The sequence below is a fragment of the Anabaena sp. CA = ATCC 33047 genome (genome assembly GCF_963870205.1).
Classification (GTDB): Bacteria; Cyanobacteriota; Cyanobacteriia; order Cyanobacteriales; family Nostocaceae; genus Trichormus.
On sequence record NZ_CAWMSA010000040.1, the window covers coordinates 38,920 to 63,400 of the forward strand.

General features: G+C 41.6%; 22 protein-coding genes and 1 pseudogene. 9 read left to right on the forward strand and 14 right to left on the reverse strand.

Annotation, left to right across the window (positions count from 1 at the left end; translation table 11 throughout):
• Positions 1–112: 112 nt before the first annotated feature.
• Entirely contained in the window at positions 113–901 is a 789-nt protein-coding gene (locus AACS98_RS09705; RefSeq protein ID WP_066378881.1) for a dienelactone hydrolase family protein, read from the reverse strand.
• Positions 902–1,086: 185 nt separating this feature from the next.
• Here AACS98_RS09705 and AACS98_RS09710 point away from each other — a divergent pair, with 185 nt between their 5' ends.
• Both AACS98_RS09710 and AACS98_RS09715 read left to right on the forward strand, forming a co-directional pair.
• The gene (locus tag AACS98_RS09710; protein ID WP_066378884.1) at positions 1,087–3,195 is read left to right on the forward strand and encodes a M3 family metallopeptidase; all 2,109 of its coding nucleotides are present in this window, start codon (positions 1,087–1,089) and stop codon (positions 3,193–3,195) included.
• 481 nt (positions 3,196–3,676) lie between these two features.
• Positions 3,677–4,528: a universal stress protein gene (locus AACS98_RS09715; protein ID WP_066378886.1), complete on the forward strand. Its 852-nt coding sequence runs from the start codon at positions 3,677–3,679 to the stop codon at positions 4,526–4,528.
• Positions 4,529–4,723: 195 nt separating this feature from the next.
• Here AACS98_RS09715 and psbM read toward each other — a convergent pair whose 3' ends face one another.
• The 5 genes from psbM to AACS98_RS09740 all read right to left on the reverse strand — a co-directional run bounded on the left by psbM (position 4,724) and on the right by AACS98_RS09740 (position 7,521).
• The gene (gene psbM, locus AACS98_RS09720; RefSeq protein ID WP_082803712.1) at positions 4,724–4,840 is read right to left on the reverse strand and encodes a photosystem II reaction center protein PsbM; all 117 of its coding nucleotides are present in this window, start codon (positions 4,838–4,840) and stop codon (positions 4,724–4,726) included.
• A 122-nt stretch (positions 4,841–4,962) separates the two neighbouring features.
• Positions 4,963–5,259 carry a 2Fe-2S iron-sulfur cluster-binding protein gene (locus AACS98_RS09725; RefSeq protein ID WP_066378888.1) on the reverse strand — a complete coding sequence of 99 codons (297 nt, stop codon included), beginning with the start codon at positions 5,257–5,259 and terminating at the stop codon, positions 4,963–4,965.
• A 285-nt stretch (positions 5,260–5,544) separates the two neighbouring features.
• Positions 5,545–5,682 carry a photosystem II reaction center protein K gene (locus AACS98_RS09730; RefSeq protein WP_066378894.1) on the reverse strand — a complete coding sequence of 46 codons (138 nt, stop codon included), beginning with the start codon at positions 5,680–5,682 and terminating at the stop codon, positions 5,545–5,547.
• A 136-nt stretch (positions 5,683–5,818) separates the two neighbouring features.
• The gene (gene tgt / locus AACS98_RS09735; RefSeq protein ID WP_066378896.1) at positions 5,819–6,940 is read right to left on the reverse strand and encodes a tRNA guanosine(34) transglycosylase Tgt; all 1,122 of its coding nucleotides are present in this window, start codon (positions 6,938–6,940) and stop codon (positions 5,819–5,821) included.
• Positions 6,941–7,068: 128 nt separating this feature from the next.
• Complete coding sequence (locus AACS98_RS09740) at positions 7,069–7,521, reverse strand: hypothetical protein (protein ID WP_066378899.1); 453 nt, start codon at positions 7,519–7,521, stop codon at positions 7,069–7,071.
• A 316-nt stretch (positions 7,522–7,837) separates the two neighbouring features.
• Between AACS98_RS09740 and cobS the strand changes: the two genes are divergently transcribed.
• On the forward strand, positions 7,838–8,599 hold the full coding sequence (gene cobS, locus AACS98_RS09745) for an adenosylcobinamide-GDP ribazoletransferase (protein WP_066378902.1): 762 nt from the start codon (positions 7,838–7,840) through the stop codon (positions 8,597–8,599).
• A 128-nt stretch (positions 8,600–8,727) separates the two neighbouring features.
• Here the strand turns inward: cobS and AACS98_RS09750 are convergent, their stop codons facing one another.
• The 4 genes and pseudogenes from AACS98_RS09750 to AACS98_RS09765 form a co-directional block, all read right to left on the reverse strand.
• Positions 8,728–9,696, reverse strand: coding sequence for an inorganic phosphate transporter (locus AACS98_RS09750; protein WP_066378904.1), 969 nt, complete (start codon positions 9,694–9,696; stop codon positions 8,728–8,730).
• A 15-nt stretch (positions 9,697–9,711) separates the two neighbouring features.
• Positions 9,712–10,680 carry an arsenosugar biosynthesis arsenite methyltransferase ArsM gene (gene arsM, locus AACS98_RS09755; RefSeq protein ID WP_066378907.1) on the reverse strand — a complete coding sequence of 323 codons (969 nt, stop codon included), beginning with the start codon at positions 10,678–10,680 and terminating at the stop codon, positions 9,712–9,714.
• A gap of 161 nt (positions 10,681–10,841) precedes the next feature.
• Positions 10,842–11,201: pseudogene (locus tag AACS98_RS09760) on the reverse strand (response regulator transcription factor); the annotation flags it as partial.
• A 223-nt stretch (positions 11,202–11,424) separates the two neighbouring features.
• Positions 11,425–11,712 carry a Mo-dependent nitrogenase C-terminal domain-containing protein gene (locus AACS98_RS09765; protein ID WP_066378913.1) on the reverse strand — a complete coding sequence of 96 codons (288 nt, stop codon included), beginning with the start codon at positions 11,710–11,712 and terminating at the stop codon, positions 11,425–11,427.
• Positions 11,713–12,128: 416 nt separating this feature from the next.
• Between AACS98_RS09765 and AACS98_RS09770 the strand changes: the two genes are divergently transcribed.
• Complete coding sequence (locus AACS98_RS09770; protein WP_066378917.1) at positions 12,129–12,752, forward strand: class I SAM-dependent methyltransferase; 624 nt, start codon at positions 12,129–12,131, stop codon at positions 12,750–12,752.
• 153 nt (positions 12,753–12,905) lie between these two features.
• On the opposite strand, the gene AACS98_RS09775 is transcribed toward AACS98_RS09770, so the two are convergent.
• Entirely contained in the window at positions 12,906–13,652 is a 747-nt protein-coding gene (locus AACS98_RS09775) for a creatininase family protein (RefSeq protein ID WP_066378919.1), read from the reverse strand.
• Between the two features lie 315 nt (positions 13,653–13,967).
• On the opposite strand from AACS98_RS09775, the gene AACS98_RS09780 reads away from it, so the two are divergent.
• The 3 genes from AACS98_RS09780 to AACS98_RS09790 all read left to right on the forward strand — a co-directional run bounded on the left by AACS98_RS09780 (position 13,968) and on the right by AACS98_RS09790 (position 18,819).
• Positions 13,968–15,689, forward strand: a complete 1,722-nt coding sequence (locus AACS98_RS09780) for a cation:proton antiporter (protein ID WP_066378920.1) — start codon at positions 13,968–13,970, stop codon at positions 15,687–15,689.
• A 119-nt stretch (positions 15,690–15,808) separates the two neighbouring features.
• Positions 15,809–17,434, forward strand: a complete 1,626-nt coding sequence (locus AACS98_RS09785; protein WP_066378927.1) for an alpha-keto acid decarboxylase family protein — start codon at positions 15,809–15,811, stop codon at positions 17,432–17,434.
• Positions 17,435–17,712: 278 nt separating this feature from the next.
• Positions 17,713–18,819: a Glu/Leu/Phe/Val family dehydrogenase gene (locus AACS98_RS09790; protein WP_066378928.1), complete on the forward strand. Its 1,107-nt coding sequence runs from the start codon at positions 17,713–17,715 to the stop codon at positions 18,817–18,819.
• Between the two features lie 234 nt (positions 18,820–19,053).
• Here the strand turns inward: AACS98_RS09790 and AACS98_RS09795 are convergent, their stop codons facing one another.
• Positions 19,054–19,926, reverse strand: a complete 873-nt coding sequence (locus AACS98_RS09795; RefSeq protein ID WP_066378930.1) for a DMT family transporter — start codon at positions 19,924–19,926, stop codon at positions 19,054–19,056.
• Between the two features lie 199 nt (positions 19,927–20,125).
• Here AACS98_RS09795 and AACS98_RS09800 point away from each other — a divergent pair, with 199 nt between their 5' ends.
• The gene (locus tag AACS98_RS09800) at positions 20,126–21,136 is read left to right on the forward strand and encodes a proline racemase family protein (protein ID WP_066378933.1); all 1,011 of its coding nucleotides are present in this window, start codon (positions 20,126–20,128) and stop codon (positions 21,134–21,136) included.
• Between the two features lie 379 nt (positions 21,137–21,515).
• On the opposite strand, the gene AACS98_RS09805 is transcribed toward AACS98_RS09800, so the two are convergent.
• Positions 21,516–22,637 (reverse strand): site-2 protease family protein, encoded by a 1,122-nt coding sequence (locus tag AACS98_RS09805; protein ID WP_066378939.1) that lies wholly within the window; start codon positions 22,635–22,637, stop codon positions 21,516–21,518.
• A 260-nt stretch (positions 22,638–22,897) separates the two neighbouring features.
• Between AACS98_RS09805 and ygfZ the strand changes: the two genes are divergently transcribed.
• A complete protein-coding gene (ygfZ, locus tag AACS98_RS09810; RefSeq protein WP_066378941.1) occupies positions 22,898–23,881 on the forward strand; it encodes a CAF17-like 4Fe-4S cluster assembly/insertion protein YgfZ in 984 nt (327 codons plus the stop codon).
• Between the two features lie 105 nt (positions 23,882–23,986).
• Here the strand turns inward: ygfZ and AACS98_RS09815 are convergent, their stop codons facing one another.
• Complete coding sequence (locus AACS98_RS09815; protein ID WP_066378943.1) at positions 23,987–24,322, reverse strand: rhodanese-like domain-containing protein; 336 nt, start codon at positions 24,320–24,322, stop codon at positions 23,987–23,989.
• Positions 24,323–24,481 lie beyond the last annotated feature (159 nt).

The window sequence follows — 24,481 nt, forward strand, 5'->3', positions numbered from 1 at the left end:
AATTGAAGAACTTCTAGACAGAGGACTGGGTATCTCGATTCTATTAAACGCTAACCCAGTATTCATGTAACTTTTGTATGATTTTTCCTTCCCATGCCCCATGCCCTATTCCCTACTTCTTAAATATTTCCGCGAAAAATTGCCGCATGGCTTGCCAAGAACGCTGATCAGCAATAGGGTTATATTCTGCGCCTTTAATTTCGCCTTTGGCTTCTGGGTTGGTGAAGCTATGCACTGTGCGACCATAAGAAATAAATTGCCAGTCTACATTAGCTTGACGCATTTCGTTTTCAAAGGCTGTTATCTGTTCTTCTGGAACAAAGGGGTCATCAGCACCATGTAATACTAAAACTTTGGCTTTGATATTGTTCGCGTCTGCGGGGTTGGGGGTGTCGAGGTTGCCATGAAAACTGACTACACCAGCGATATTTGCGCCGCTACGTGCTAGTTCTAAGACTGTACCACCGCCAAAGCAGTAACCAATAGCGGCTATGCGTTTCACATCCGTAAGAGGATTTTTTTGTAAAACTTGTAACCCTGCATTGGCTCTTGCCCTTAATAATTGTCTATCTTGACGGTAAATTTTCGCCTGTGCTGCTGATTCTTCGGCATTTTTGGGTCTAATGCCTTTACCATAAATATCGGCAGCAAAGGCAACATAACCGAGTTTGGCTAATTGTTCAGCACGTTGTTTAGCATAGGATTGTAATCCGTTCCATTCATGGACTACTAATACACCAGGACGCTTACCTTTGATAGCATCGTCGTATGCTAGATAGCCTTCTAAAACTGTATTGCCATGTTTATATTCAACAGTTCTAGTTTGCAGTGCTGCCAATGCTTGAGTAGAAGCTAACAACAGGGCTACAGGTGTGAGTAACACAGAAAATAAGAATTTCATCTTCAAGTATCCAGTACAAAGCTATCTTTGTCTTGATTATCCCTGGAAAAATGCTCAACCTGTATGTTAACAAGATTTACCATTTTGCCATTTTGGCAGGTCGAAACGGGGGAGCGATCGCTACATTAGAAGAATACAGAACATAAAATTCTGATTCACCCATTATCTGCGTCTCACATTAAATCATGAGTGCAAACACTACCATTACTCATAATCCCTTACTGAAAGGTTCTGGTTTACCTCCATTTACGGAAATTCAACCAGAACACGTAGAACCAGCCTTTCAACAGCTATTGGCGGAACTCGAACAACAACTTACCACCTTGGAAGCTAATGTACAGCCTACTTGGAACGGCTTAGTTGACCCTTTAGAAAAGTTGACTGAACGGCTGAATTGGAGTTGGGGCGTAGTGAACCATTTAATGGGTGTGAAAAATAGCCCAGAACTACGTGCTGCCTATGAAGCTGTGCAACCGCATATAGTGCAGTTTATTAACAAGTTAGGACAAAGCCAACCCATCTACAATGCTTTTAAAGCACTCCGCGCCAGCGAAAGTTGGAATACTCTAGACTCAGCCCAGCAGCGCATTGTCGAAGCAGCTATCCGAGATGCGGAACTTTCTGGTGTAGGCTTGCAAGGGGAAGCCAGGGAACGTTACAACGCCATTCAAATGGAGTTAGCGGAACTTTCTACTAAGTTCTCTAACCATGTTTTAGATGCAACCAAAGCCTTTAGCTTAACCCTGACAACTCCCGAAGAAGTTGACGGTTTACCCCAAAGCTTACTTAGTTTAGCCGCACAAGCTGCCCGTGCAGCAGGAGAAGAAAACGCCACCCCAGAAAATGGCCCTTGGCGCATTACTTTAGACTTCCCCAGTTACTACCCGTTCATGCAACATAGCACCCGGCGTGATTTGCGTGAACAACTCTATAAAGCCTATATTAGCCGTGCTGCATCAGGAGAGCTAGATAATAACCCCCTGATTGAACGGATGTTGGAGTTGCGACAGGAACTAGCGAATTTATTAGGCTTCCAGAATTTTGCTGAGTTAAGCTTGGCTAGTAAAATGGCTCCGAATGTGGCAGCAGTCGAAGCACTGTTAGAAGAATTACGCAGTGTGAGTTACGATGCTGCTGTTATCGACTTAGAAGCACTCAAAGCTTTTGCTACCGCCAAAGGTGCAGAAGAAGCTGAAGATTTATCTCACTGGGATATGAGCTTTTGGGCTGAACGACAACGGGAAGAAAAATTTGCCTTCACCGCCGAAGAACTACGTCCTTACTTCCCCCTACCGCAAGTTTTACAAGGCTTATTTGGATTAGTCAACCGCTTATTTGGTATTACCGTTACCCCGGCTGATGGTCAAGCTCCAGTATGGCATGAGGATGTGCGTTATTTCCAAATAGCTGATGACACAGGTAGCCCTATCGCCTACTTTTATCTAGACCCCTACAGTCGCCCCGCCGAAAAACGTGGTGGTGCTTGGATGGATGTCTGCATTAATCGTGGTAAAATCACTGACAATGGTGTAACTACTATCCGCTTACCTGTGGCGTATTTAGTCTGTAACCAAACGCCGCCAGTTGATGGTAAACCGAGTTTAATGACTTTCGATGAAGTAGAAACTCTCTTCCATGAGTTTGGTCATGGTTTACATCACATGTTGACTCAGGTTGACTATACTGGGGCAGCCGGCATTAATAATGTTGAGTGGGATGCAGTCGAGTTACCAAGCCAGTTTATGGAAAATTGGTGTTATGAGCGCACCACTTTGTTTAGCATGGCTAAACATTACGAAACTGGTGAACCCCTACCAGAACATTATTATCAAAAACTTTTGGCGGCACGTAATTACATGAGTGGTAGCGCGATTTTGCGGCAAATTCACTTTAGTAGTGTAGACTTAGAATTACACTCTCGCTATCGTCCCGGTAGCGACGAAACCGCCGCCAATGTGCGTCATCGTGTTGCCCAGACTACAACTGTGTTACCCCCACTACCAGAAGATGCCTTTTTGTGTGCCTTTGGACATATCTTTGCTGGTGGTTATGCCGCAGGGTACTATAGTTATAAATGGGCGGAAGTTTTAAGTGCTGATGCTTTTGCGGCTTTTGAAGAAGCGGGGCTAGAGGATGAAGCCGCTATTCAAGCTACAGGCAGACGTTACAGAGACACTGTATTAGCTCTTGGTGGTAGTAAACACCCTATGCAGGTGTTTGAATCATTCCGTGGTCGTCAACCTAGTACAAGTTCTTTGCTCAGACATAACGGTTTGTTGTCCAATGTAGCTTAGGAACTGCCAAGTTACAAGATATCAAATATGTAGGGTGCGTCAGTCAGATAAAACTTGGAATTCCCCAGAAATTATTCTTACTAACGCACCCTACTAATCAGGAGTGATAACTTTTTATTAGTTCAAATGAATCAGAAAAATTATATCAATAATAATATTTTTAACTTTGCCATTCTTAACTTTTTTATAATTAAAAATATTTAACATAGATTAAAAATAATAACTAACATCACCAATCGTGAACTGTATCGGGCAGTATTGAGAGTAAGCTAAATTATTGAAACCTAGTTGAGAAGTTGAGTAAATCAGGCAAACTAAACTTTAATCATCATTAGTCTTTTAAATTTTTTTACTCGTTTGAGTGTTAATAGCTAATGACTAAAACTTGGTTTATGCTAACTTAATTACTAGGTTATTAAGCAAAGTGGTAAAAACATTAAAAACCAAGCAACCTTAACAACAAGAACTAAGGGAAGTCACGATGATAGAAAAAATTTTACTAGCGGTTTCTGGATTGGGTCACGCTGAGGAAATGCTAAAAAGCTTAAAAGAAGTGCCATCTATCCAATCTGCAAAAGTTACAGTTCTGCATGTTGTTCCTGCCCAAACTACTGCTAGTGCAATGACAGATAAATGGGAAGAAGGCGGCAAAATTCTGGCGAGTGCTATTCAAACTTTGAATTTAGATCCCTCTCAGGTTTCTTCAATTTTACGCCAAGGTGATCCTAAAGATGTTGTCTGTCAAGTAGCAGATGAAATCGATGCTGACTTAATTATTATGGGTTCACGGGGACTCAAGCGTTTGCAATCAATTTTATCAAACTCTGTGAGTCAGTATGTGTTTCAGTTGTCGTCTCGCCCCATGTTACTGGTGAAAGATGACGTTTATGTGAAAAGAATTAAGCGCGTCATGGTGGCGATGGATAACTCTGATTCTGCTAAACATTGCTTAGATTTGGCTTTGTTCTTACTGCGGGATATTCAAGGTAGTGAATTAATTCTGGCTAACATCACTACTGATTTACGTGGTAAAACTTCAGAAGCGACTGAAGTTAGCCCAGACCAGAATCCAATTTTAGCAGCCGCCGCCGCACAAGCACAAAAATATGGGGTACAAACTCGCTGTTATACCAGTAACGGTAAACCAGGTGAAGAAATTTGTCGCTTGGCAGAAGACTTGAATATAGATTTATTATTACTTGGTTCTCCCGATCGCAGGCCATCGGTGGCTAAGAGTTTTGTGGATATTGACAGACTCATTGGTGCTTCTTTGTCAGACTATGTACGTGTCAATGCGACTTGTCCCGTATTATTAGCCCGCACAAGTGGTTAACTTGTTTCTCTGCACATTAGTAAGGTGCGTCAGATGTTGAAAATCGGTGATTTTTTCCCCAATTATCGCTTGTGACGCACTACACCAGACTTTGCTGATCACACTGGCGTAAATCCTATCTCAGTTTTGCGGTTGATGAATCAAAACCCCTATACCAAAAGGTACAGGGGTTTTTTTATCTTATACAAAAAACGATCAAGTATCTTTTTTACCTTCGCGGCTAGCAGTTTGGATGTAAAGGATGATTAAAAATACGGAGGGTACTAACACGAACAGAATGCTCGCTACGAACCCTAGGTCATTAACTTGCATGGCAACGCAGCCTCTCTGTAATTTCCAGTCAACAATTTTAGAATAGCATCAACAATGTCAGTGTTAGCTCTTTTTTTTCCTGATTCAACTGCAAAGGCTGATGCCGGGAAAAATCAAGCAAATTAAGGTTTGGTGACGACACTAACAGGGCCATTCACTAAGGTTTGACAGGCTAGACGGTAATTAGCTGGCTTTTTCTTCAGCATCCGGTTTTCCACATCTGTAGGAGTGGAAAGATTTTCTATTCCTTCTACTATCTCTACTACACAAGTACCACACTGACCGCCGCCGCCGCAATTTGTGAGTTTGCCAAAAAATTTATAGATGTCAATGCCATTTTCCATTGCTTTTAGCCGCAAATTCGCACCATCGGCTGCTATTACTTCTTTATTTTCTTTGACAAATTTGATATTACCCATAACTCAATCATTCCTCTCTCACTGCAAGCTGACCAGGCAATACACCTATGTTATTGAGTTTATCTTAATCTATTACAAAAATTTAAGAATTATCAAATTTCAAGACGGAAGCAGTTGCACAAGCATCCTCATTAAAGTCATTTTTAGGTTGTGTCAGCAAATTTGTTCGATCTGACGCACCATAGTAAGGTGTTATGACAAAAAGTTAAGAATTATTAAATTTATAGCCAAGTAAAAAAATAGGACAGGTAAAATACCTGTCCTATGAATTGATAATGTGTTAACTTACCTAAATCCAACAGCAGCTTGCCATACGAAAGCAAGCAATAAAAAGAAAACGGGAATCACTGGTAGAACGTCAACCAGTGGGTCTAAGATTTGGTAAGCTTCTGGCAATTTTGCTAATAATAGTGCTGCTTCCATGTTTGTTTAAATCCACCTAATCCAACACAGATTTCATAATTGAGATGTATCTTAACATGGTTTAGTCATTAGTTATTAGTCATTAGTCATTAGTTATTAGTCATTAGCTTTTCTCCCTCTGCTCCTCTGCTTTCTCCTATTCTTCGGTTTCTGGGGAATTGAGCCAATGACCAAATTCTGCCATGAAGCGATCGCTTAATATGGCTTGGCGAATTTTTTGGGTAAAACGGATGAGTTCGGTGATGTTATGAATGCTCAATAAGGTGTAGGCTAAAATTTCCTGCGATCGCACTAAATGGGAAATGTAAGCACGACTGAAATTTTGACAAGCATAACAAGGACAAGTTTCATCCATTGGTGCAAAATCTTCACGAAATTTTGCATTTTTTAAATTCCAACGTTCGCCGTTAACTATCGCCGTACCGTGTCTTGCCCAACGGGTAGGAATCACACAATCAAATAAGTCTATCCCGGAAGCGATCGCAATTACCATTTCTCGATAAGTCCCCACCCCCATCAAATAACGGGGTTTGTGGGCTGGTAACAATGGCGCAGTAGCTTGGACAATTTGCGCCATCAGTTCCGGTGGTTCTCCCACACTCACACCACCGATAGCATAGCCAGGTAAATCAAACTCAGTTAAAGTATTCGCAGCTTCAGCACGTAAATCCAGATATACCCCACCTTGGACAATCCCAAACAAAGCTTGATCTTGGCGTTGATGCGCCTCGATGCAACGTTCTAACCAACGGTAAGTCCTTTGTGTCGCCGCTTCAACTTCTTGGCGAGTCGCTGGATAGGGTGGACATTCATCAAAAGCCATGATTACATCTGCCCCTAGAATATTCTGAATTTCTATGGAGCGTTCTGGCGTTAACTTAATAATTTGCCCATCGTGGGGTGAACGAAAGGTTACGCCTTCTTCTGTAATCTTTCGCATTTCGCTTAAGCTGAACACCTGAAACCCACCTGAGTCGGTGAGTATCGGCCCTTTCCAGCCCATAAACTTATGCAAACCACCCCCACCAGCTACTATTGCTTCCCCTGGCTGGAGGTGGAGATGATAAGTATTCGATAAAATCATCTGCGCCCCAGTATCTTGCAGTTGGGCTGGGGTGACAGTTTTAACATTAGCGAGCGTCCCCACAGGCATAAATCGGGGAGTTTCGACTAACCCGTGGGGGGTGTAAAATACGCCGGCTCTGGCTTTGGTTTGGCTACAGCTAGCTAGGGATTGAAAAGAAAATGTGGAACTCAAGGTATAAATACTGTTGTGTGCTGTATAGAAAAAACAATAATTGGTAATTGACAAACAGTCCTTTTTAATGTATTACCGTCTATCTATTACCAATTGCCAAATTTTGAGTATATGCTATCCAAGCGATGTTAAAACATATCCGAACAGTCGTCATCAATTTCTGCATCCCATCTAGCCGCCAGCACTTCGTCCATCATGGCTTCAATTGCGCTGACATTCCACTGTCTTTGTTGACGTTCCTGTAAAGGAGTGGATAGGGGTATCAGACGCAAACACATACTTTCTTGCATCAAGTCGAAGTAGGTTTGTTTTTCTGGTGACTGTTTGAGTTCCAGATAGTCAAAACTATCAACGTTGAGATACAGAGAATTGTTAGCTACTAAAGTAGACCGATGCGGATTTGCAAATACTTCCATCACATCCCCTTCACCCTCACTCAGTAGCTTGTCTTCTTGGGTGTAGATGTAGTGGACTCGACCTACATCGGCTAACAGTCGCTTCATGTCGAGTTTATTTACAATTATCCCCGTGTTAACAATGCACGGAGCAGGTATCTTGGTGTCGGGTAGATGATGACTCATAGAAAAATTGAGAAGGAGCAATTGCGAGTCCAACACAGCTAGACAATTGTTTACACAGCTTGTTGATCCTCTACATACAAAAAATATCAACTTTTGCGAGCGATCGTCTAATTACTTGGAGTCAATTGTTAATTTTTGAGTGCAGAACAAGACTATACTGTGTTGTAATTTTAGCTTGTTGAATTTAATAACATTACGTTATAATTGTCACGCAACAAACCAGATTACAGACACCAGCATAACAAAGTTTGGGTTAATTAACAGTAATCTTCGCTAAATATTTAAAATTGACTTGCGCCCAAGAGGTTGGGGAATGATGCTGAAGCAGCAAAATTTAGGATTACAATTATTAGCTGGCGTAATTTTTTATACTACTATTCCTCTACCTTATATAGATGGTTTAGATTTTCGCCGGGTGGCGCGTTTAGCCCCTGTGGTGGGGTTGGTCATTGGTGGTATGGTAGGGTTATTAGATACGGGACTGATGTATTTGGGTATGCCAGTCTTGACTCGTAGTGCTGTGGTGGTGGGTGTGTGGATTGCCATCACTGGGGGATTACACTTAGATGGGGCGATGGATACAGCTGATGGTTTGGCTGTTGGTAATCCTGAACGACGTTTAGAGGTGATGGCAGATAGTGCTACGGGTGCGTTTGGGGCAATGGCAGCGATCGCAGTATTATTATTTAAAACCTCTGCCTTGACAGATATCACAGATTACCGTTGGCTGGTGTTAATGGCTGCTTGTGGTTGGGGACGTTGGGGACAACAATTAGCAATTTGGCGTTATCCTTATTTAAAGCCTACGGGTAAAGGTGCATTACATCAAGAGGCGATCGCTTCCTATTTAGATTTACTCCCAGGATTGTTGTTGATGTTGGCAGTCAGTGGTTTATTATGGTGGCTGAATGCTAACAACTGGATGATGCCAGTAGTCATGATGATTGGGGGATGTGCGATCGCTAGTTTAACAGGTGCATGGTTTAACCACAAACTCGGCGGACACACAGGCGACACCTACGGCGCAGTTGTCGAGTGGACTGAAGCCTTATTTTTGTGTGTGCTGACAATATTTTAGCGTAGGGTGGGCAATGCTAAAAATTCACTCAATCCTAATGCTCACATTTTCGGCATTGCCCACCATAGGATGATTGAGAATGGTGCAAGATATCAGTTCAATCTTGTTCATGAATTTACCAACATCCTTTAAGTATTTGAGCCTTGCAAGATTCTATAAATTATCCCACTGATAATCGTGGCGATAGGTATACTCAAAATCCAGGCTAGCAAAATTTTTGAACAAACTAATTTATTAGCTTGATGAGTCGTAATTCCTACGCCAAAAATCGCACCTACGGCAACATAAGTTATAGACACAGGTAGCTGAAAAATACTGGCTGCAATTACTAAAATGCTGGTGATAATATTGGCAGATAAACCCTGGATGGGATTGATAGGTGTAATTTTAAGACTCATGGTTTCAGCAACCTTTTGTGAGTTGAGTAACCCACCAAGAGCCATAGCCATTGCAATGGTAATCATTGCACCTGCAATAGAAAAATAATCAATAATTACAATCAGAGTCACTAGCTCAGAAGTATGAATAAAACCTCTAGTAAAATTGATGATGCCAGCACTGAAATAATGAAAAATCTTAATAAACTTTTGGCTAGGTTGTAGATGAAAACGAGAATTAATATATTCTACAAAGCTGTAAGTTGCTGCTGCTAAGGGAATAGCTAGAACAGCACTAATAAATAAAGGTACAAGAAAGGAACTTGCTAAAACTGTAAAATTAGCCTTGAGTCCAATTGCTACTAAAGCAGCACCAAATATAGCAGCGATTAAACTGTGGAATGTAGAAACAGGTAAGCCCAACAAAGTGGCAATTAATACAGTTAAAGCTGTGGCAATTACGACAGCTATGTGAAACTCAGGCGCGTGAGCGATCGCATCATCCAAAATTCCTTGTCCAGAAAATTCTCTCACAGATTTACTGGTTAAAAAAGTCGATGTTACCGCCCCGGCAAAAGTCGTCAAAGTAGCCCACAAAATCGCTGTTTGGTAGCTAGCAGTACGACTACCAAACAACGTTGCTACACCCTTAAAATTGTCATTTGCCCCGTTGACATAAGCTAGAAATAGCGTAGCGATAAATATACTTACTAACAACATTTTGGCGATGTGAAATTAACAGCAACCACCACCGTCATAATGCCAAGTTGAATCAGTAATTATGATTTCTGATGGCTTTAAATTTCCTAGTTTAGCAGCAGTTTTGTCACAAACAGCAGCCGGAATGCCACGTTGTAGAATATGTCCGGCTAAATCATCAAAAAATGCTTCAGAACCAGCATAAATCGCGGTTTTCCCCGTAAAAATACAAGCACCATCTTCGGGAATTGCCACTTTAAAAGCCACCGAATCAAGACTTTCTAACAAAAGATGGGTTTCTAAATTATAAGTTGCCGCATCTAACAAGCGGTAAGGACGACGCGCCCGAATTTCCACTTGACCAAAGCCAGCATTAATAATACGCTGAACATATTCTTTGTAAGTCAGTGCGCCAGATAAACACATAGCGCGTAATCGCTCATCTTGTTGCAAATGTGCGGGGATAGGACTCTTAGAAATCGGATCACTCATTTGTAAACGTCCACCCGGTTTTAAAACCCGATAAGCTTCTTGTAGCGCGCGACTTAAATCTTCAGGTTCAAAAATATTAAACAGGCAATTCTGCGCCACGATATCCACAGAAGCATCAGCCACAGGTAGCTGGAAAGCATCACCTTCACGAATTTCTACAAAGCTGGTGTCAAACCAAGGATTTTCTTTCGCTGCCATTTCTAAATTAGCACAGGCGGCTTCTCGCATCGCCGCCACGGGTTCAACAGCAATCACAGCACCCCCACGGCGAGAAAAATAGGCAAACTGCAAAGCCTCTAACCCACCACCAACACCGACATATAACACGGTGGGTTGATTTGCCAGTTCATTGGGATGTACAGTAGTCCCACAACCATAGTTCATTTCTTGCATTTTGCTGGGAATTTTCAACCCTGGCAGTTGCAAAGGTGTACTCTGCACACAACAAAGTCCTACCTCTGGCGTTTGGGCAACTTCACTATAAAATTGTGCTGCTGTTTCTAAATATGTCATGAAAATCTAAAATTTGCGTGTTGTGGTTTAGATGACTCTGAGCATCGTAATATATCTAAACTCTCAACTGCATCAATTTTTGCTAAAAACAGCATTAAGAATCTTGGTTTGTCAGGGTGTAAATCTGCAAATTGCAAAATATCTGCGGTGTCTACTTTCTACTTACTTCGCAAATTATCATAGACTGTAGCTAATAAATCTTCAACGGTGAAGGGTTTGATTAGATAATCATTAGCACCACTATCTAAAATAGTAGCGCGATCGCTCAGTTCATCTTTAGTGGTTAATAAAATTATCGGCACATTATTACCCGTATCTCGCAAACGCCGGCAAACCTCCCAACCCGACACACCAGGTAACATCCCATCTACAATGATTAAATCTAGACGTAGCTGCCCTGCTGCCAACATCGCGGTTAAGCCATCGTAGGCGATGCTTACCTCATACCCTTGATAATTTAGTTCTAATTCTATAAATTGGGCTAGTTTGACTTCATCTTCAACTAGCAAGATGTGCGTCATATTATTTTTTGGCAGAAGTAATTAGGCACGGTGACAGCGATAAGATGCTTATAACATAGGCTTTTACCGAGTCCACAGAGTCTGATTACTTTGAGTGTGCCGTGCTAGCCAATTATATAGACATCTAAATAGCTGCACGTTAGCTTAGTATACTTTTGCTTAAGTAACAACCGTAGTTGTGTAATCACAGATTGATCATGGCTACTGATGCACCAATCATTATTTAGCAATACGCTGTGATATCTTCACCACATTCATCAGCCAGATAACAAAGGGCTTTGAAACGCAAACCCACAACTTCCTCATAGAGAGGATTTAATTTACACATTGGCGGAATGTGAAACAACTGACGACCAAATAGCGTTACATCTCTTTCAAACGGACATTGAGCCGGAATAACTCTACACAACAGATGGGCTAGTTTGGGGTGATGAATTTCGATATTGTCTAACCATCTGCGAATCGGATACAGTAGGTCATGGTGGGAAATAACTTGAGTAATGGTTGTCATAATTAATCACCTTGATAATCTCGCTGGTTTTGTGTATTGCGACCTCTATTAATAAATACGGTGGGGTTTTGTGTTTTTATGCAGTCAACCCCTGCGGGGAATTAAAAATTCAAAATTCGTCTTGACAAGTTTCCTACGGCGGGAAACCCGCCTACAGAACTTTTCGCAAAATTCAAAATTACAATACCCATTGTATAGTTTTTTACTTTTTTTCCTATGTTGATGTTTGAACTAATGGGACACTATTAACTACACTTTTCGTCCCTAGTTTTACGGAAGCTTGCCAAAAAATCGCCCTCCTATCTCTGGTGCTAAACGCTAGGCTAGAGATTATTGGCTGTTGTTGTAAATAAATTGATGGGAGGCGCAGCTAAAAATTGATTGCTTACAGCATCTAGCGCAAGCTGCGAAAACTAATGACTAACGAATTTCTCAAGACGAAAAAGTTAATTTTTGACCGTTGGGCTTTTAGTTATGATTGGCTGTTACCTTCGGTGTTTTACCAAGCTGTCCACAAACGGCTGTTAGAATATGTGGAATTGCCAGAGCGAGCCAACGTGTTAGATTTAGGTTGTGGAACTGGTCGCTTGTTGGAACGTTTAGCTACTCAATATCCCCAACTGCGGGGTACGGGTTTAGATTTATCTTCTAATATGTTGCGAGTAGCAAGACTCAGCAACCGTCACCATCCCAGGTTAATATTTCTTGAAGGCAAGGCTGAGGCTTTACCTTTTGGCGATCGCCAGTTTGATGCTGTGTTCAATACAATTAGTTTCTTGCATTATCAACAACCACAACAGGTTTTGCAGGAAGTAGGGCGGGTACTTGCTCCTGGGGGACGCTTTTATTTGGTTGATATTACTAGCAACACAGAGAAACAACCGCTAACATTGTCAATTTCTCATCAAAGCGTCAAGTTCTACAGTCCTGAGCAACGGGAAATGCTCGCTGCTTCTGCGGGACTGGTATGTGTGAATCACCACTATTTGTTAGGGCCTGTTCTATTAACTATTGTAGCTAAACCTGTAGGCGAAGTGTGAAATTTTTAGTAGTAACTTACTGTTGGAAACAGTGGTGAGTTACTACTGAAATGTTGGCGTTGTTCAGAGAAAATATGAATTTTTCTCACGCAGAGGCGCAGAGACGCAGAGAGTGAGAGTTTTAGAGAGTTTGGTTCAGCAAGGCTTGAATATTTATTGTGTGTTCAAAAACTCTAAATAACCATTGCTGAGTTCTTTGACTGCTAGTTGATAAAATTGTTTACCATGTTCTGGTGTTGCTAAGGCTGGGTTAGAACCCATGCGTCCATCTGGGTAATGTGCGCGAAAATCAGCAGCACTATAAATTCTATGTCCTGATGCTACTTCTGGTGATAGGGGGGCTTGTTTAATGGCTTCGGGATAAATATACTGGGTGAGGGCTACTTCGCTAGGGGTGGCGTGAGAACCTTCTTGCTCACTATATAATTCTTTTGCTAATTTGTAGACGGAACTACACATAAACCAATTAGCAATGTGACATTTTACTTTGGCGGCGTTGGCAATTTGTAAGTCTTCTAGATGGGCGTAGGTTTCGGAAAATGCGGCTTTCAGTGTGGCGATGTTACCGCCGTGTCCGTTAATAAAGTAGAATTTGGTAAAACCTACTTTGGTGAGACTGGTGATATAGTCTCGGATGACTTGAATTAAAGTGCTAGGGCGGAGGCTGATTGTACCAGGGAAGGCGGTATGATGTAATGCCATCCCTACATTGATTGTAGGGGCTACTATGGCTTTTGTCTCCTCACCCACACCACGCGCGATCGCTTCTGCACAAATTGCATCTGTACCTATTAAACCTGTAGGGCCATGTTGTTCTGTTGAACCTATAGGTAAAATTATCCCTGGGGATGTTTGTAAATATTCTTCAACTTCTTGCCACGTAGTTAAATGTAGTAACATTTTTATTTAATATCCTCAATCTAATCAGGACTAAAGTCCTTACTACAAACTTTCTTCTACATCTATTACTTAGGATAGTGTTAGAAAAGCTAAAACTAAAGGCAAAGTAAGATTAAACAATCTTCAAGTAATTAGGCTTAATTAATTGTTAGATAGTGGAACAGGCTTCTAGCCTGTTTACGGGCTGTCCGGCCCATCCCACATTTTATATTTAATTGCAACCAGCTACTTCAGTGATGCTGCCAATGAGTTAAAAAATTAGGAATTACGCCAAGATAGTCTCATAACTAACAAATTTATCCCCTGTAGAGAACGATGGCAGCAGAGCATGGCTTAATTCTTGATTTTACAATTGTTTTAGGAGCTTCGGCCCTGGGGGGATATGTTGCCAACCGACTGCGCCAACCTGTGTTACTTGGCTATTTGGCGACGGGCTTGGCAGTGGGGCCTTATGGTTTTAAGCTGTTAAGTGATGTGCCACGAATTCAAGCCTTAGCATCAATTGGTGTAGCTTTTTTGTTGTTTGCTTTGGGTGTGGAATTCTCGCTCACAGAACTGAAACGAGTTAAGGATATTGCTATTAAAGGTAGTTTACTACAAATTGGTTTAACTACGGCTTTAGTCGCCTTTTTAACAATAACTCTGGGTTGGGTGAGTGGTTTTACAGAAGGTATTTTTGTCGGCGTGGTGCTTTCCCTGTCTTCTACGGCGGTGGTATTGAAAACTTTAGCAGAACGAGGCGAAACAAATACACTGCATGGTCAGGTGATGCTGGCAATTTTAATTGCTCAGGATTTGGCTTTGGGAGTAATGTTAGCTTTTTTACCTGCTTTGCGACAACCGGAAAGTATTGGCTTGGCGTTAGGTAGTGTGTTGTTGAAGGTTTTGGTATTTTTAGGAGTAGCGATCGCCTGTGGACGTTGGATAGTTCCGAAGTTAATTAGTAACGTTGCAGCTACGGAAAGCACGGAATTATTTGTGTTGACGGTGATTGCTTTGTGTTTAGGGGTGGCTTTGGTGACAGCTAAACTGGGTTTATCTATAGAAATGGGTGCATTTGTCGCCGGGTTAATGGTTTCCGAGATTGATTATGCAGATCACGCCCTCGCCAAAGTATTACCCTTAAGAGATACCTTCGCCTCACTATTTTTTGCTTCCATCGGGATGTTAATTGATCCAGTTATATTAATCCAGAACTTAGGGCTAGTTTTGGGACTGGTGACATTAGTCATGCTGGGTAAAGCCATGATTGTCATGCCCATCATTTTAAAATTTGGCTACTCACTTAAAACTGCCATCCTAACAAGTTTTGGAATTAACCAGATAGGAGAATTTTCTTTCGTTTTAGCGTTAGCGGGATTACAACTGCAACTCATCCCCGAAAGGACATATTTTCTACTGTTAGAAACCACAGCCGTAACACTGATTTTAACACCAATATCCCTGAAACTTGCGCCGAAATTGCTAGCACATCTTACCCAGATGCCATTTTTTGCCAAATCACTGCGACAATTTGCCGAACCGCAAAGCTTATCAATACCCGAAACCATTAGTAGTCATGTAGTAGTTGCAGGTTACGGAAGAGTCGGACAAGTAATAGTAAATATTTTACTCAACCAGGGTTATCTAGTCCTAGTAGTGGAAAACAGCGAAGCAGCCATCCAAAGATTGAGAATGCAACGCATAGCTTACATTTTTGGTGATGCCGACTCAGAATTAGTGCTAGAGAAAACCCACCTAGAAAAAGCGAAAGCCTTAGCGATAGCCTTACCTGATCCTGCTTCATCCAGATTACTACTCAAAAGAGCATTAGCGATCGCACCCCAACTAGACATCATAGCGCGATCGCACCACGACCGAGAAATCGACCTACTCACCCAAATTGGAGCCAAAGAAGTGGTACAACCAGAATTTGAAGCCGCCCTAGAACTAAGCGCACATCTCCTAACAACACTAGGAGAACCAAAAACCCAAATAGATCAAATCATCACAGACATTCGCACAGATAGATACCGCAGCATCCGCCCAGATAGATAAAACCCAAGCTAACCATCAACCAAAATCAGCGTAAAACCTCACTTAAACCTCCGCGCCCCTCCGCGTTTCCTCCGCGCCCCTTTGCGTTTAAAAAACCCTCACAAAAAAATCAACCAAAAATGCCCCAACTAGCACCACACATCTTCAAAATCTTACACCAACAAGGAGTAAAACACGCCTTTGGCATCCCTGGAGACTTCGCCTTAACCCTATTTGATGCCCTAGCAGCCAGCCAAATAACACCAGTCGTCATGACACATGAACCCTGCGTAGGCTTTGCGGCTGACGCTTATGCTCGCATACGTGGCTTAGGTTTAGCCGTAGTTACCTACAGCGTCGGCGGCTTAAACATGGTAAACGCCGTTGCAGGTGCTTATGCTGAAAAATCCCCCTTAATAATTTTAAGTGGCTCACCCGGCATCAAAGAACGACAACAACATAACCTACTACACCACAAAATCAAAACCTTTGATACCCAAAGGCGTGTTTACGAAGAAGTCACCCTTTACGCTACCACCCTCAATGATCCAAAAACAGCCGATACTAAAATTCATCGCGCCCTAGACTACGCCATCACCTTTAAACGTCCAGTTTACCTAGAAATTCCCCGCGATATGGTGTATGCAGACATTGAGGAGGCGGAAAACTATTCTTCACCCATCAAGCGCACTGATGCAGATACCCTACAAGAAGCCCTAGACGAAACTTTAGAAATGCTGCACCAAGCTAAATCACCTGTAATTTTGGCTGGTGCGGAAGTACACCGTTTTGGTTTGCAACCCCAGGTGATAGCATTAGCAGAAAAATTAGGCGTACCTGTTTGTGCGACCATATTAGGTAAATCAGTTTTTCCTGAAGCACATCCCCAATATCTTGGCATTTACAACGGTGAAGCAGGTGATACCCATCTGCGGCAAATCGTGGAAGAATCAGACTGTGTGCTGATGTTGGGCGTGTTCATGAGCGATTTAAATTTGGGTATGTTTACCGCCCAACTCAACCCCAGTCATACTGTTTATGCGACTTCGGAAAGGATAGCTATTAAGCGTCACGAATACCCGAATGTCAGGTTTGAAGATTTTATTGATAGTTTGTCTAGTAGCTCAGATTTACCGCATAGAGAGTTATCCAGCATCCCGAAAATGAAACCCCGTGTGCAACCATCCAAGGGTAGGATTTCTATGAGTGGATTACTTTATGAACTCAACCAATTTATTGACAGTAAAACTTTACTGGTGACAGATGTCGGCGACACCTTATTTGCAGCCGATGATATTCAGACTCAGGAAGGAACATCATTTTTCAGTCCGGCTTTTTATGCCAGCATGGGGTTTGGAGTTCCTGGGGTAATAGGAGCGCAATTAGCTGATGATAGCAGGAGAGCGATCGCTTTAGTTGGTGATGGTGCCTTCCAAATGACCGGAATGGAATTACTCACAGCTAAACGCTTAGGACTAAATCCCATCGTCATCATTATTAATAATGGCTCTTTTGCCTCCCTGCGCGCAATGGGTCATCAAAATGCAGCATTTGTGAATATTCCCACTATCGACTATGCCCAATTAGCCCAAGTCTTAGGCGGTAACGGTTTCGTGATAGAGACAGGTAAACAATTACAACAGGCTTTACACACAGCACGAGACAGTAACACCTTCAGTATTTTAGATGTGCGACTGCTTCCAGATGATGTCTCACCAGCCTTGGAACACTTAAGTAAACTATTCGCCAAAACTCTGAAGGGATGAGGAGACAAATAAATTCAAAATTCAAAATTCAAAATTCAAAATTAAATAATTTTTCCCCAGAATTCTTCACTGCGTGACGCTGGCGCGAAGACTTTTGACTTTTTTGATGACTAATGCCCAATGCCCCAAGCCAACAAGAATCTGAGCCGCCTAAATTGATTTATGGAGAAGAAAAAATTGAAACTACATTAATTCAATAACCCGGATTTATCCGTAGGGTATTTAATGCAAGAATTTTGAATTTTGAATTTTGAATTTTGAATTCGGAGCGCAGCGACGTGACTAATGACTCAGAAATTATCTTTCGATTTGCCGATGACCTCGGCCCTTCTAAAATTATCCACATTTATGACCCCACGACAAAGTTAAAAGCCATTGTGGTTGTTGATAACACCGCTTGCGGCGCAGCTATTGGCGGAGTTCGCATGGCGGCGGATGTCACCACAGAAGAGGTGTTTCGTCTAGCGCGAGCCATGACTTTGAAAAATGCGGCGGCGGAGTTACCCCACGGTGGCGGTAAATCTGCAATCTTAGCAGATCCGAAATTACCCTTACCCACTAAAGAACGCTTAATCCGCACCTTTGCCCGTGCTATAAGAGACATCACAGAATACATTCCCGGCCCGGATATGGGAACTAATGAGCAGTGCATGGCTTGGGTGAAACAAGAAACTGGTCGGGCGGTGGGACTACCCAGAGCAATGGGCGGTATCCCCCTCGATGAAATTGGTGCTACAGGTTTTGGTATCTGTGTTTGTGCAGAGGTCGCTAGTAAGTTTTGTCACCTTGACCTGCACGGGGCGCGAATTGTGATTCAAGGTTTTGGTTCTGTCGGTAAACACGCCGCCCGTTTTTTAACTGCCGAGGGAGCAATATTGATTGCTGCCGCAGATTCTCAAGGTACAATATTTAACCCCCGTGGTATCAATGTTCACGAACTTATAGCCATAAAAGAATCTGGTAACAGTGTAATTGACTATGCCGACGGTGAAAAACTGCACCGAGATGCGGTGATTGATATCGAGTGTGAAATTTGGATACCAGCCGCTAGACCTGATGTGATTCATGCTAATAATGTTAATCGGTTACATACTCAGATGATTATTTGTGGTGCTAATATTCCTTTGACAGAAGAGGCAGAAAGCATCTGTCATGACCGTCATATTCTGGTAGTACCTGATTTTATTGCTAATGCAGGGGGTGTGATTTGTGCGGCTGTAGAGTATGATGGTGGTACACAAGCAGATGCTTTACCAGCTGTTGCTAATAAAATTCTGCACAACACAACCCTAGTTTTAGAAAAATCTGCTCAGACAGGAATGCTTCCCCGCCAAGCAGCTATGGAACTCGCCCAGCAACGAGTTAGTATTGTCAGGCAATTTTGAATGTGATTTTCAAATATAGAGGTTCTTAACGAGAGTGAGAAGAGAACGCAGATAAACGCAGATAAACGCGGATGTAGCAATAAGTCATGAGCTTGATTAACATTTTTGTAGGGTGGGCATTGCTTGAGAGTTGCTCAAAGCCTGAGCTTTTAATTGTTGGCTGTGCATCGCCTGAAGCTTATGGAGAATAGTGCAAGATATTATTTAATGAGATTTTGCTGATACAATCACATTTTAAGTTTTGCTTGACAGAAAAATTTGCATAACACCAGTTAACAATATAATCACACAACCAACTGCTTGCAATCCTGAAATTTTTTCTGAATAAATCATCCATCCCAACAGTGTGGCAGCGAGAGGTTCTAAATAAGAAATAATACTATATTCATAGGTGTCTAACAGTTTAATAGCAGATATTGTCAGAGTTAGGGCAATAAATCCATAGATGAAACCGACAGCTATTAACCAATATAAGTCTATGGGGAAATCAATGATAATTTCTGTGTTGCTTAGGTAGATAATAACCGCAATAGCAATAGTACCAAAGAATAATTGCCAAAAAGACCGAATTAATGGCGGTATTTGCTGTGATATCTGTTTATTGGTAACTATGAATAGTGCGTAAAATATCGCTGAGAGAATTCCCCATAAATAGCCTAGTGATTTTAAACTGTTGAACGTCAGATTAAATTCAATAATACATAGGCATCCTATCAACGCCAAACCGAGCAATAATGATTTTGTTAAAGTTAATATTTCTTGGTTTAAAAAAATTGCTAAACCAGATGCAATCAAAGGAGCAATATATAATAGAAAAACCGCATTAGCTAATGTTGTACTATTAATAGCATTGATGTATAACCAAATACACAAAGTTATAAAAACTCCACTAGCAACCAGAGAAAAGGATAACTTGAGAATTTTAACTTGATTAATTTTTCCAGTAATTAAGAGATACATTAAAATAAAATAAAAACCAAAACCAAAGCGTCCTAAAGTAATTATTTGGGGATTTAAGGGAATATTTCGGACAAAAATTCCTAAAGAAGCCATGATAATAGTCGCCATGCTTCCTAGAATATATCCAAGCATTTTTTGCTGATTCATAGCTATACTGCCAAGTCCGAAAATGAATTAAGTAGAAGGACTTAATAAAAGAAAAGTTCGTAGTAAGGGCTTTAGCCCTTTAACCCATTCCCAGAGAGCGATAAATCGCTCTCTACGAGACGCTACGCGAACACTACCAACAAAAAGCTATTGTACATTTTAAATTATTCAAAATAACTAATTAAGTAGGCATTATTTTATGGCAAGGTTCATGCAAATCATTTCCGCTATTGATACCCATACAGATGGAGAACCTACCCGTATAGTTTTGAGTGGTATTCCACCAATTATAGGCGAAACAATGGCACAGAAGAAGCAGTACATGAAAGACAAACTAGACCATATTCGTACTCTGCTTATGCAAGAACCTAGAGGACATAAAGATATGTTTGGCGCAATTATTACGCCGCCAACTACTAATCAAAGTGATTACGGTATTATCTTTATGGATAATTCCGGTTATATCGATATGTGTGGGAGTGGAATTATTGGTGCTACTACAACTCTGATTGAAATTGGTATGATTCCCATCATAGAACCAGAAACAGTAGTAAGCTTCGACACTCCCGCAGGTTTAGTTGAATGTCGTGCCAAAATTGAGGAAAGCCAAGTAAGTCAAGTGTGCGTCGCTAATGTTCCTTCTTTTTTGTATGCGAAAGACGTAGAAATTACTCTCCCCGACATAGGAAAAATTTTAGTCGATGTGTCTTTTGGTGGAAACTTTTTTGCTATAGTTCAAGCACAAGCTTTAGGGGTTGCTGTTCATCCTGATAATATTTCTACACTGATCCGTTTAGGAATGTTGGTAAAAAAAGCAGTTAATGAACAGATTAGTGTGCAGCATCCCATAGAACAACATATTAATACTGTTGAATTCACAATGATTTATGAACAACCTGAAGCTTTTGTACCATTTTCTCAAGGTGTGGTGATTTTTGGTAATGGTCAAATGGATCGTTGTCCTTGTGGTACTGGTACTTCAGCTTTGATGGCTACACTTTACGGTAAAAATCAACTGCCATTAGGTTTAAATTTTACCAGTCAGAGCATTATTGGTACTACTTTTAAGGGAAAACTTGTTGCTAAAGTTAATGTAGGTGATATGGTAGCAGTTAATCCCGTATTGACTGGAGATGCTCATATCACCGGAATTCAACAGTTTGTAGTCGATGCTAATGATCCTCTCAAATACGGTTTTGTTGTCGGTTGATTATCTAATAAATTTCATTAATCCAGGTTTGAACAGCATTGAGTAAAATTTATAGATGAACTTCGAGGGTTACGAGTTATCTGTAAAGGAGGACTGTTAAACCATGAAATTATTACTGTTTATTGGCACAACAAAACAAAACGAAAAGTTCGCAGATAATCTCTAGAAAATATAAACAAATCCCCCAGTATGTCTGGGGGTTTCAGAGAAGTCATATCTTGCACCATTCTCAATAAGCTTCAGTCGATGCACACCCAACAACGTAAAATTAAGACTTTGAGCAACTTGTCAGCAATGCCCACCCCACAAAAATTATCTACAAAAAAATCCCTCAGACATTCTGAGGGAGTTAGAGAAGGAGCGTTTTTCCATGAGAAATCTATGCGGGGCTGGGTTCGGTGCGGCTTTGCAATAGTTGAATAATCGCTGTTTTTTCTAATATTCCCACTAACACGCCGTTGTCACGAATCACAGGTAATGCAGATAATTGTTGTTTCTCAAACAGTTGCACTACTTCTAGCAATGGTTGATTTGATGGGATGGTGGTAGATTCAATTGGTTTCATCACATCTTTGACTTGTGTTTCTGACCAAAGTGTGGTATCTATAATCCGTAGGTTATCTCGTGCGATCGCACCAACTAATTGTCCTTCATCGTTGGTAACTAAAAACCGTCGCCAGTTGTTACCTAAAACTATTTGTTGGTCTACAAACTCTCTGAGAGTCAAATTAGCAGAAACAATCGGACTGTCAACTGTAACTGCATCTGCGGCTGTTAATCCTGTGAGTTTTTCTTGCACTCTGGCAAATTGTGCCGCATTACCAGCATTCCGCACTAGGAAGAACCCAATTAACAAAGTCCAGAAGTTGGCGAAGCTACCAAACAAGAATAACGGAATTACACCAGACGCGATCGCTACCCACCCAAAGATTTGTCCAACTCGACTGGCAAAGCTGACACCTCTATAGGGTTTACCTGTAATCTTCCAGACAATCGCTTTGAGGATATTACCGCCATCTAAAGGTAAGCCAGGAATTAGGTTAAACAACGCTAACGCCAAGTTTACAGAGGCTACAACACCAAGTATCGCCGCTAAAGTGCCAGTGACGTTGGTAGTCACACCGATGACTGTGATGATACCAGATAGTAACAGACTGACTAAAGGCCCGGCGATCGCCACCCAAAAAGCATCCGCAGGGGTTTTTGATTCTTCTTCTAAGCTAGCCAACCCACCAAAGATAAACAATGTAATTGAGTTGACGTTAATTCCTTGGCGAATGGCGACAAAGCTATGTCCTAACTCGTGGGCGACAACAGAGGCAAACAATAACAACGCTGTCATCAATCCCAGCAGTAACGCCAACCCCCCGGATAATTGGGGAAATTGTGCCATGAGTCCGCCGCTATAAGTCCAAGTTACCAAACCGAGAACTAGAAACCAAGACGGATGAATATAAAAGGGAATGCCGAAGAGACTCCCAACGCGAATTGTGCCATTCATGTTGTTCTCCTTTGAGTTCATCAACGAGATGTGGCTGTTTTACCCTCTCGTTGTCTCTAGTGTAACGAAGTATTAAGCAATTTTAATCTTTGTAATGGTAGTAGTGTCCGTCTTTTGGGGTGCGGTTTTCAGCAATGCCAAGGTTTTGTAATGTCTGTTCACCTGTTGGTTGAGACTTGAGATAATACGGATCGCAGTATGTGATTCTTTGCTAAGATTGCCAATGCAAAAACATTGAAATAAAGCCACCTTTCCATATCATGCCAACATCTGCACTTGACGGTCAAGACGCGATCGCCATCCCAGCCGCAACAGCAGGGGTTGCTGTGTGCGATCGCTCTGCTTGGGGACGTATCCGTGTTACTGACGCTGATAGAATCCGTTTTTTACACAATCAGAGTACCAATGATTTGCAAAGCCTGAAACCCGGACAAGGCTGTGATTCTGTCATGTTGACATCTACCGCCCGCACCATTGATTTAGTTACGGCTTATGTTCTCGATGATGCGGTGCTGCTGTTAGTTTCCCCTAGCCGCCGTGAGTATTTAATCCAATGGCTGGATCGTTATATTTTCTTTGCGGATCAAGTACAATTAAGCGATGTCACCGATGAAACCGCGACTTTTAGCCTCATCGGCCCTGAAAGTGATGCGGTAGTCAAAAAATTAGGTGCTGGGGCGATTATCGGTCAACCTCACGGAAATCATCTGTTATTAGATGGTAATATCATCATAGCTGTCGGTAGTGGCTTGGCTGAACCGGGATATACTTTGGTTTTGCCTGTGTCTGAAAAAGAGAAAGTATGGCAGCAAATTTTAGAACTCGGAGCGGTAGAATTAAGCGATCGCGCTTGGGAACATTTACGTATTTTACAAGGTAGACCAGCCCCAGATGCCGAACTCACGGATGATTATAATCCTTTAGAAGTGGGTTTATGGCAGACCATATCTTTTAATAAAGGTTGCTATATCGGTCAAGAAACCATCGCCCGTTTAAATACATATAAAGGTGTTAGACAATATCTGTGGGGAATTCGGCTCAACAACCCTGTAGAAATAGGCGACACAATTAAAATAGGAGATGAAAAAGTCGGTAAACTCACCAGTTTAACTACAACCCCCGATGGTTACTTTGGATTAGGTTATATCAAAAGTAAAGCTGGTGGTGTGGGTTTAAAAGTGCAAGTAGGAAACGCTGAGGGTGAAGTAGTTCCAGTCCCATTTGTGTCACACGAGTACCCTTAGATAATTTAAAATTCACAAACAGAAAAATGTACTGCACAATGTGCAGTACAATCAAGAACTAAGCAATCAGGAAACTCAATTAACAGGAGAATCTACAGAGGGAGTTTATGCAGCCTCACCTTCTGTAGCACCGCCTATAGACTTCCAAGCGTGATAACCACCCTGAATTTCAACCGCATCAGGAAAACCTGCACCTCGCAGGATAAATACTGCACGGGTTGATTGTTCTTTGTTGTCGCCATAGACGTAGATTTGACGACCTTTATGTAAGGCAGTGTGGGCTTTTTGCGCTAATTCATCGAGGGGAATTTGAATTGCGCCTGTGATGTGTCCGTGATTGTATGTGTGGCGATCGCGCACATCAACAATTGTAAAGCCAGGGGAACCCCATTCCAAACGTAACTTTAAATGTTCTACATCAGTTACTAAGTCGGTACTCATAAGCAATTCTCGCTTCCATCCTAAGAAGCAATCTAGCAAAAATCTCTGATTAATTCGGTTTTCTTCACAATTAATAAAAATTCCCGTTGTGATTAGTCATTAGTCGTTAGTCATTAGTCATTAGTCATTAGTCATTAGTCATTAGTCATTAGTCGTTAG

Bases quoted from the DNA above. Each gene is read 5' to 3' on its own strand.
- AACS98_RS09705 (WP_066378881.1), bottom strand. From the start codon at position 901: ATGAAATTCTTATTTTCTGTGTTACTCACACCTGTAGCCCTGTTGTTA.
- AACS98_RS09710 (WP_066378884.1), top strand. From the start codon at position 1,087: ATGAGTGCAAACACTACCATTACTCATAATCCCTTACTGAAAGGTTCT.
- AACS98_RS09715 (WP_066378886.1), top strand. From the start codon at position 3,677: ATGATAGAAAAAATTTTACTAGCGGTTTCTGGATTGGGTCACGCTGAG.
- psbM (WP_082803712.1), bottom strand. From the start codon at position 4,840: ATGCAAGTTAATGACCTAGGGTTCGTAGCGAGCATTCTGTTCGTGTTA.
- AACS98_RS09725 (WP_066378888.1), bottom strand. From the start codon at position 5,259: ATGGGTAATATCAAATTTGTCAAAGAAAATAAAGAAGTAATAGCAGCC.
- AACS98_RS09730 (WP_066378894.1), bottom strand. From the start codon at position 5,682: ATGGAAGCAGCACTATTATTAGCAAAATTGCCAGAAGCTTACCAAATC.
- AACS98_RS09740 (WP_066378899.1), bottom strand. From the start codon at position 7,521: ATGAGTCATCATCTACCCGACACCAAGATACCTGCTCCGTGCATTGTT.
- cobS (WP_066378902.1), top strand. From the start codon at position 7,838: ATGCTGAAGCAGCAAAATTTAGGATTACAATTATTAGCTGGCGTAATT.
- AACS98_RS09750 (WP_066378904.1), bottom strand. From the start codon at position 9,696: ATGTTGTTAGTAAGTATATTTATCGCTACGCTATTTCTAGCTTATGTC.
- arsM (WP_066378907.1), bottom strand. From the start codon at position 10,680: ATGACATATTTAGAAACAGCAGCACAATTTTATAGTGAAGTTGCCCAA.
- AACS98_RS09765 (WP_066378913.1), bottom strand. From the start codon at position 11,712: ATGACAACCATTACTCAAGTTATTTCCCACCATGACCTACTGTATCCG.
- AACS98_RS09770 (WP_066378917.1), top strand. From the start codon at position 12,129: ATGACTAACGAATTTCTCAAGACGAAAAAGTTAATTTTTGACCGTTGG.
- AACS98_RS09775 (WP_066378919.1), bottom strand. From the start codon at position 13,652: ATGTTACTACATTTAACTACGTGGCAAGAAGTTGAAGAATATTTACAA.
- AACS98_RS09780 (WP_066378920.1), top strand. From the start codon at position 13,968: ATGGCAGCAGAGCATGGCTTAATTCTTGATTTTACAATTGTTTTAGGA.
- AACS98_RS09785 (WP_066378927.1), top strand. From the start codon at position 15,809: ATGCCCCAACTAGCACCACACATCTTCAAAATCTTACACCAACAAGGA.
- AACS98_RS09795 (WP_066378930.1), bottom strand. From the start codon at position 19,926: ATGAATCAGCAAAAAATGCTTGGATATATTCTAGGAAGCATGGCGACT.
- AACS98_RS09800 (WP_066378933.1), top strand. From the start codon at position 20,126: ATGGCAAGGTTCATGCAAATCATTTCCGCTATTGATACCCATACAGAT.
- AACS98_RS09805 (WP_066378939.1), bottom strand. From the start codon at position 22,637: ATGAATGGCACAATTCGCGTTGGGAGTCTCTTCGGCATTCCCTTTTAT.
- ygfZ (WP_066378941.1), top strand. From the start codon at position 22,898: ATGCCAACATCTGCACTTGACGGTCAAGACGCGATCGCCATCCCAGCC.
- AACS98_RS09815 (WP_066378943.1), bottom strand. From the start codon at position 24,322: ATGAGTACCGACTTAGTAACTGATGTAGAACATTTAAAGTTACGTTTG.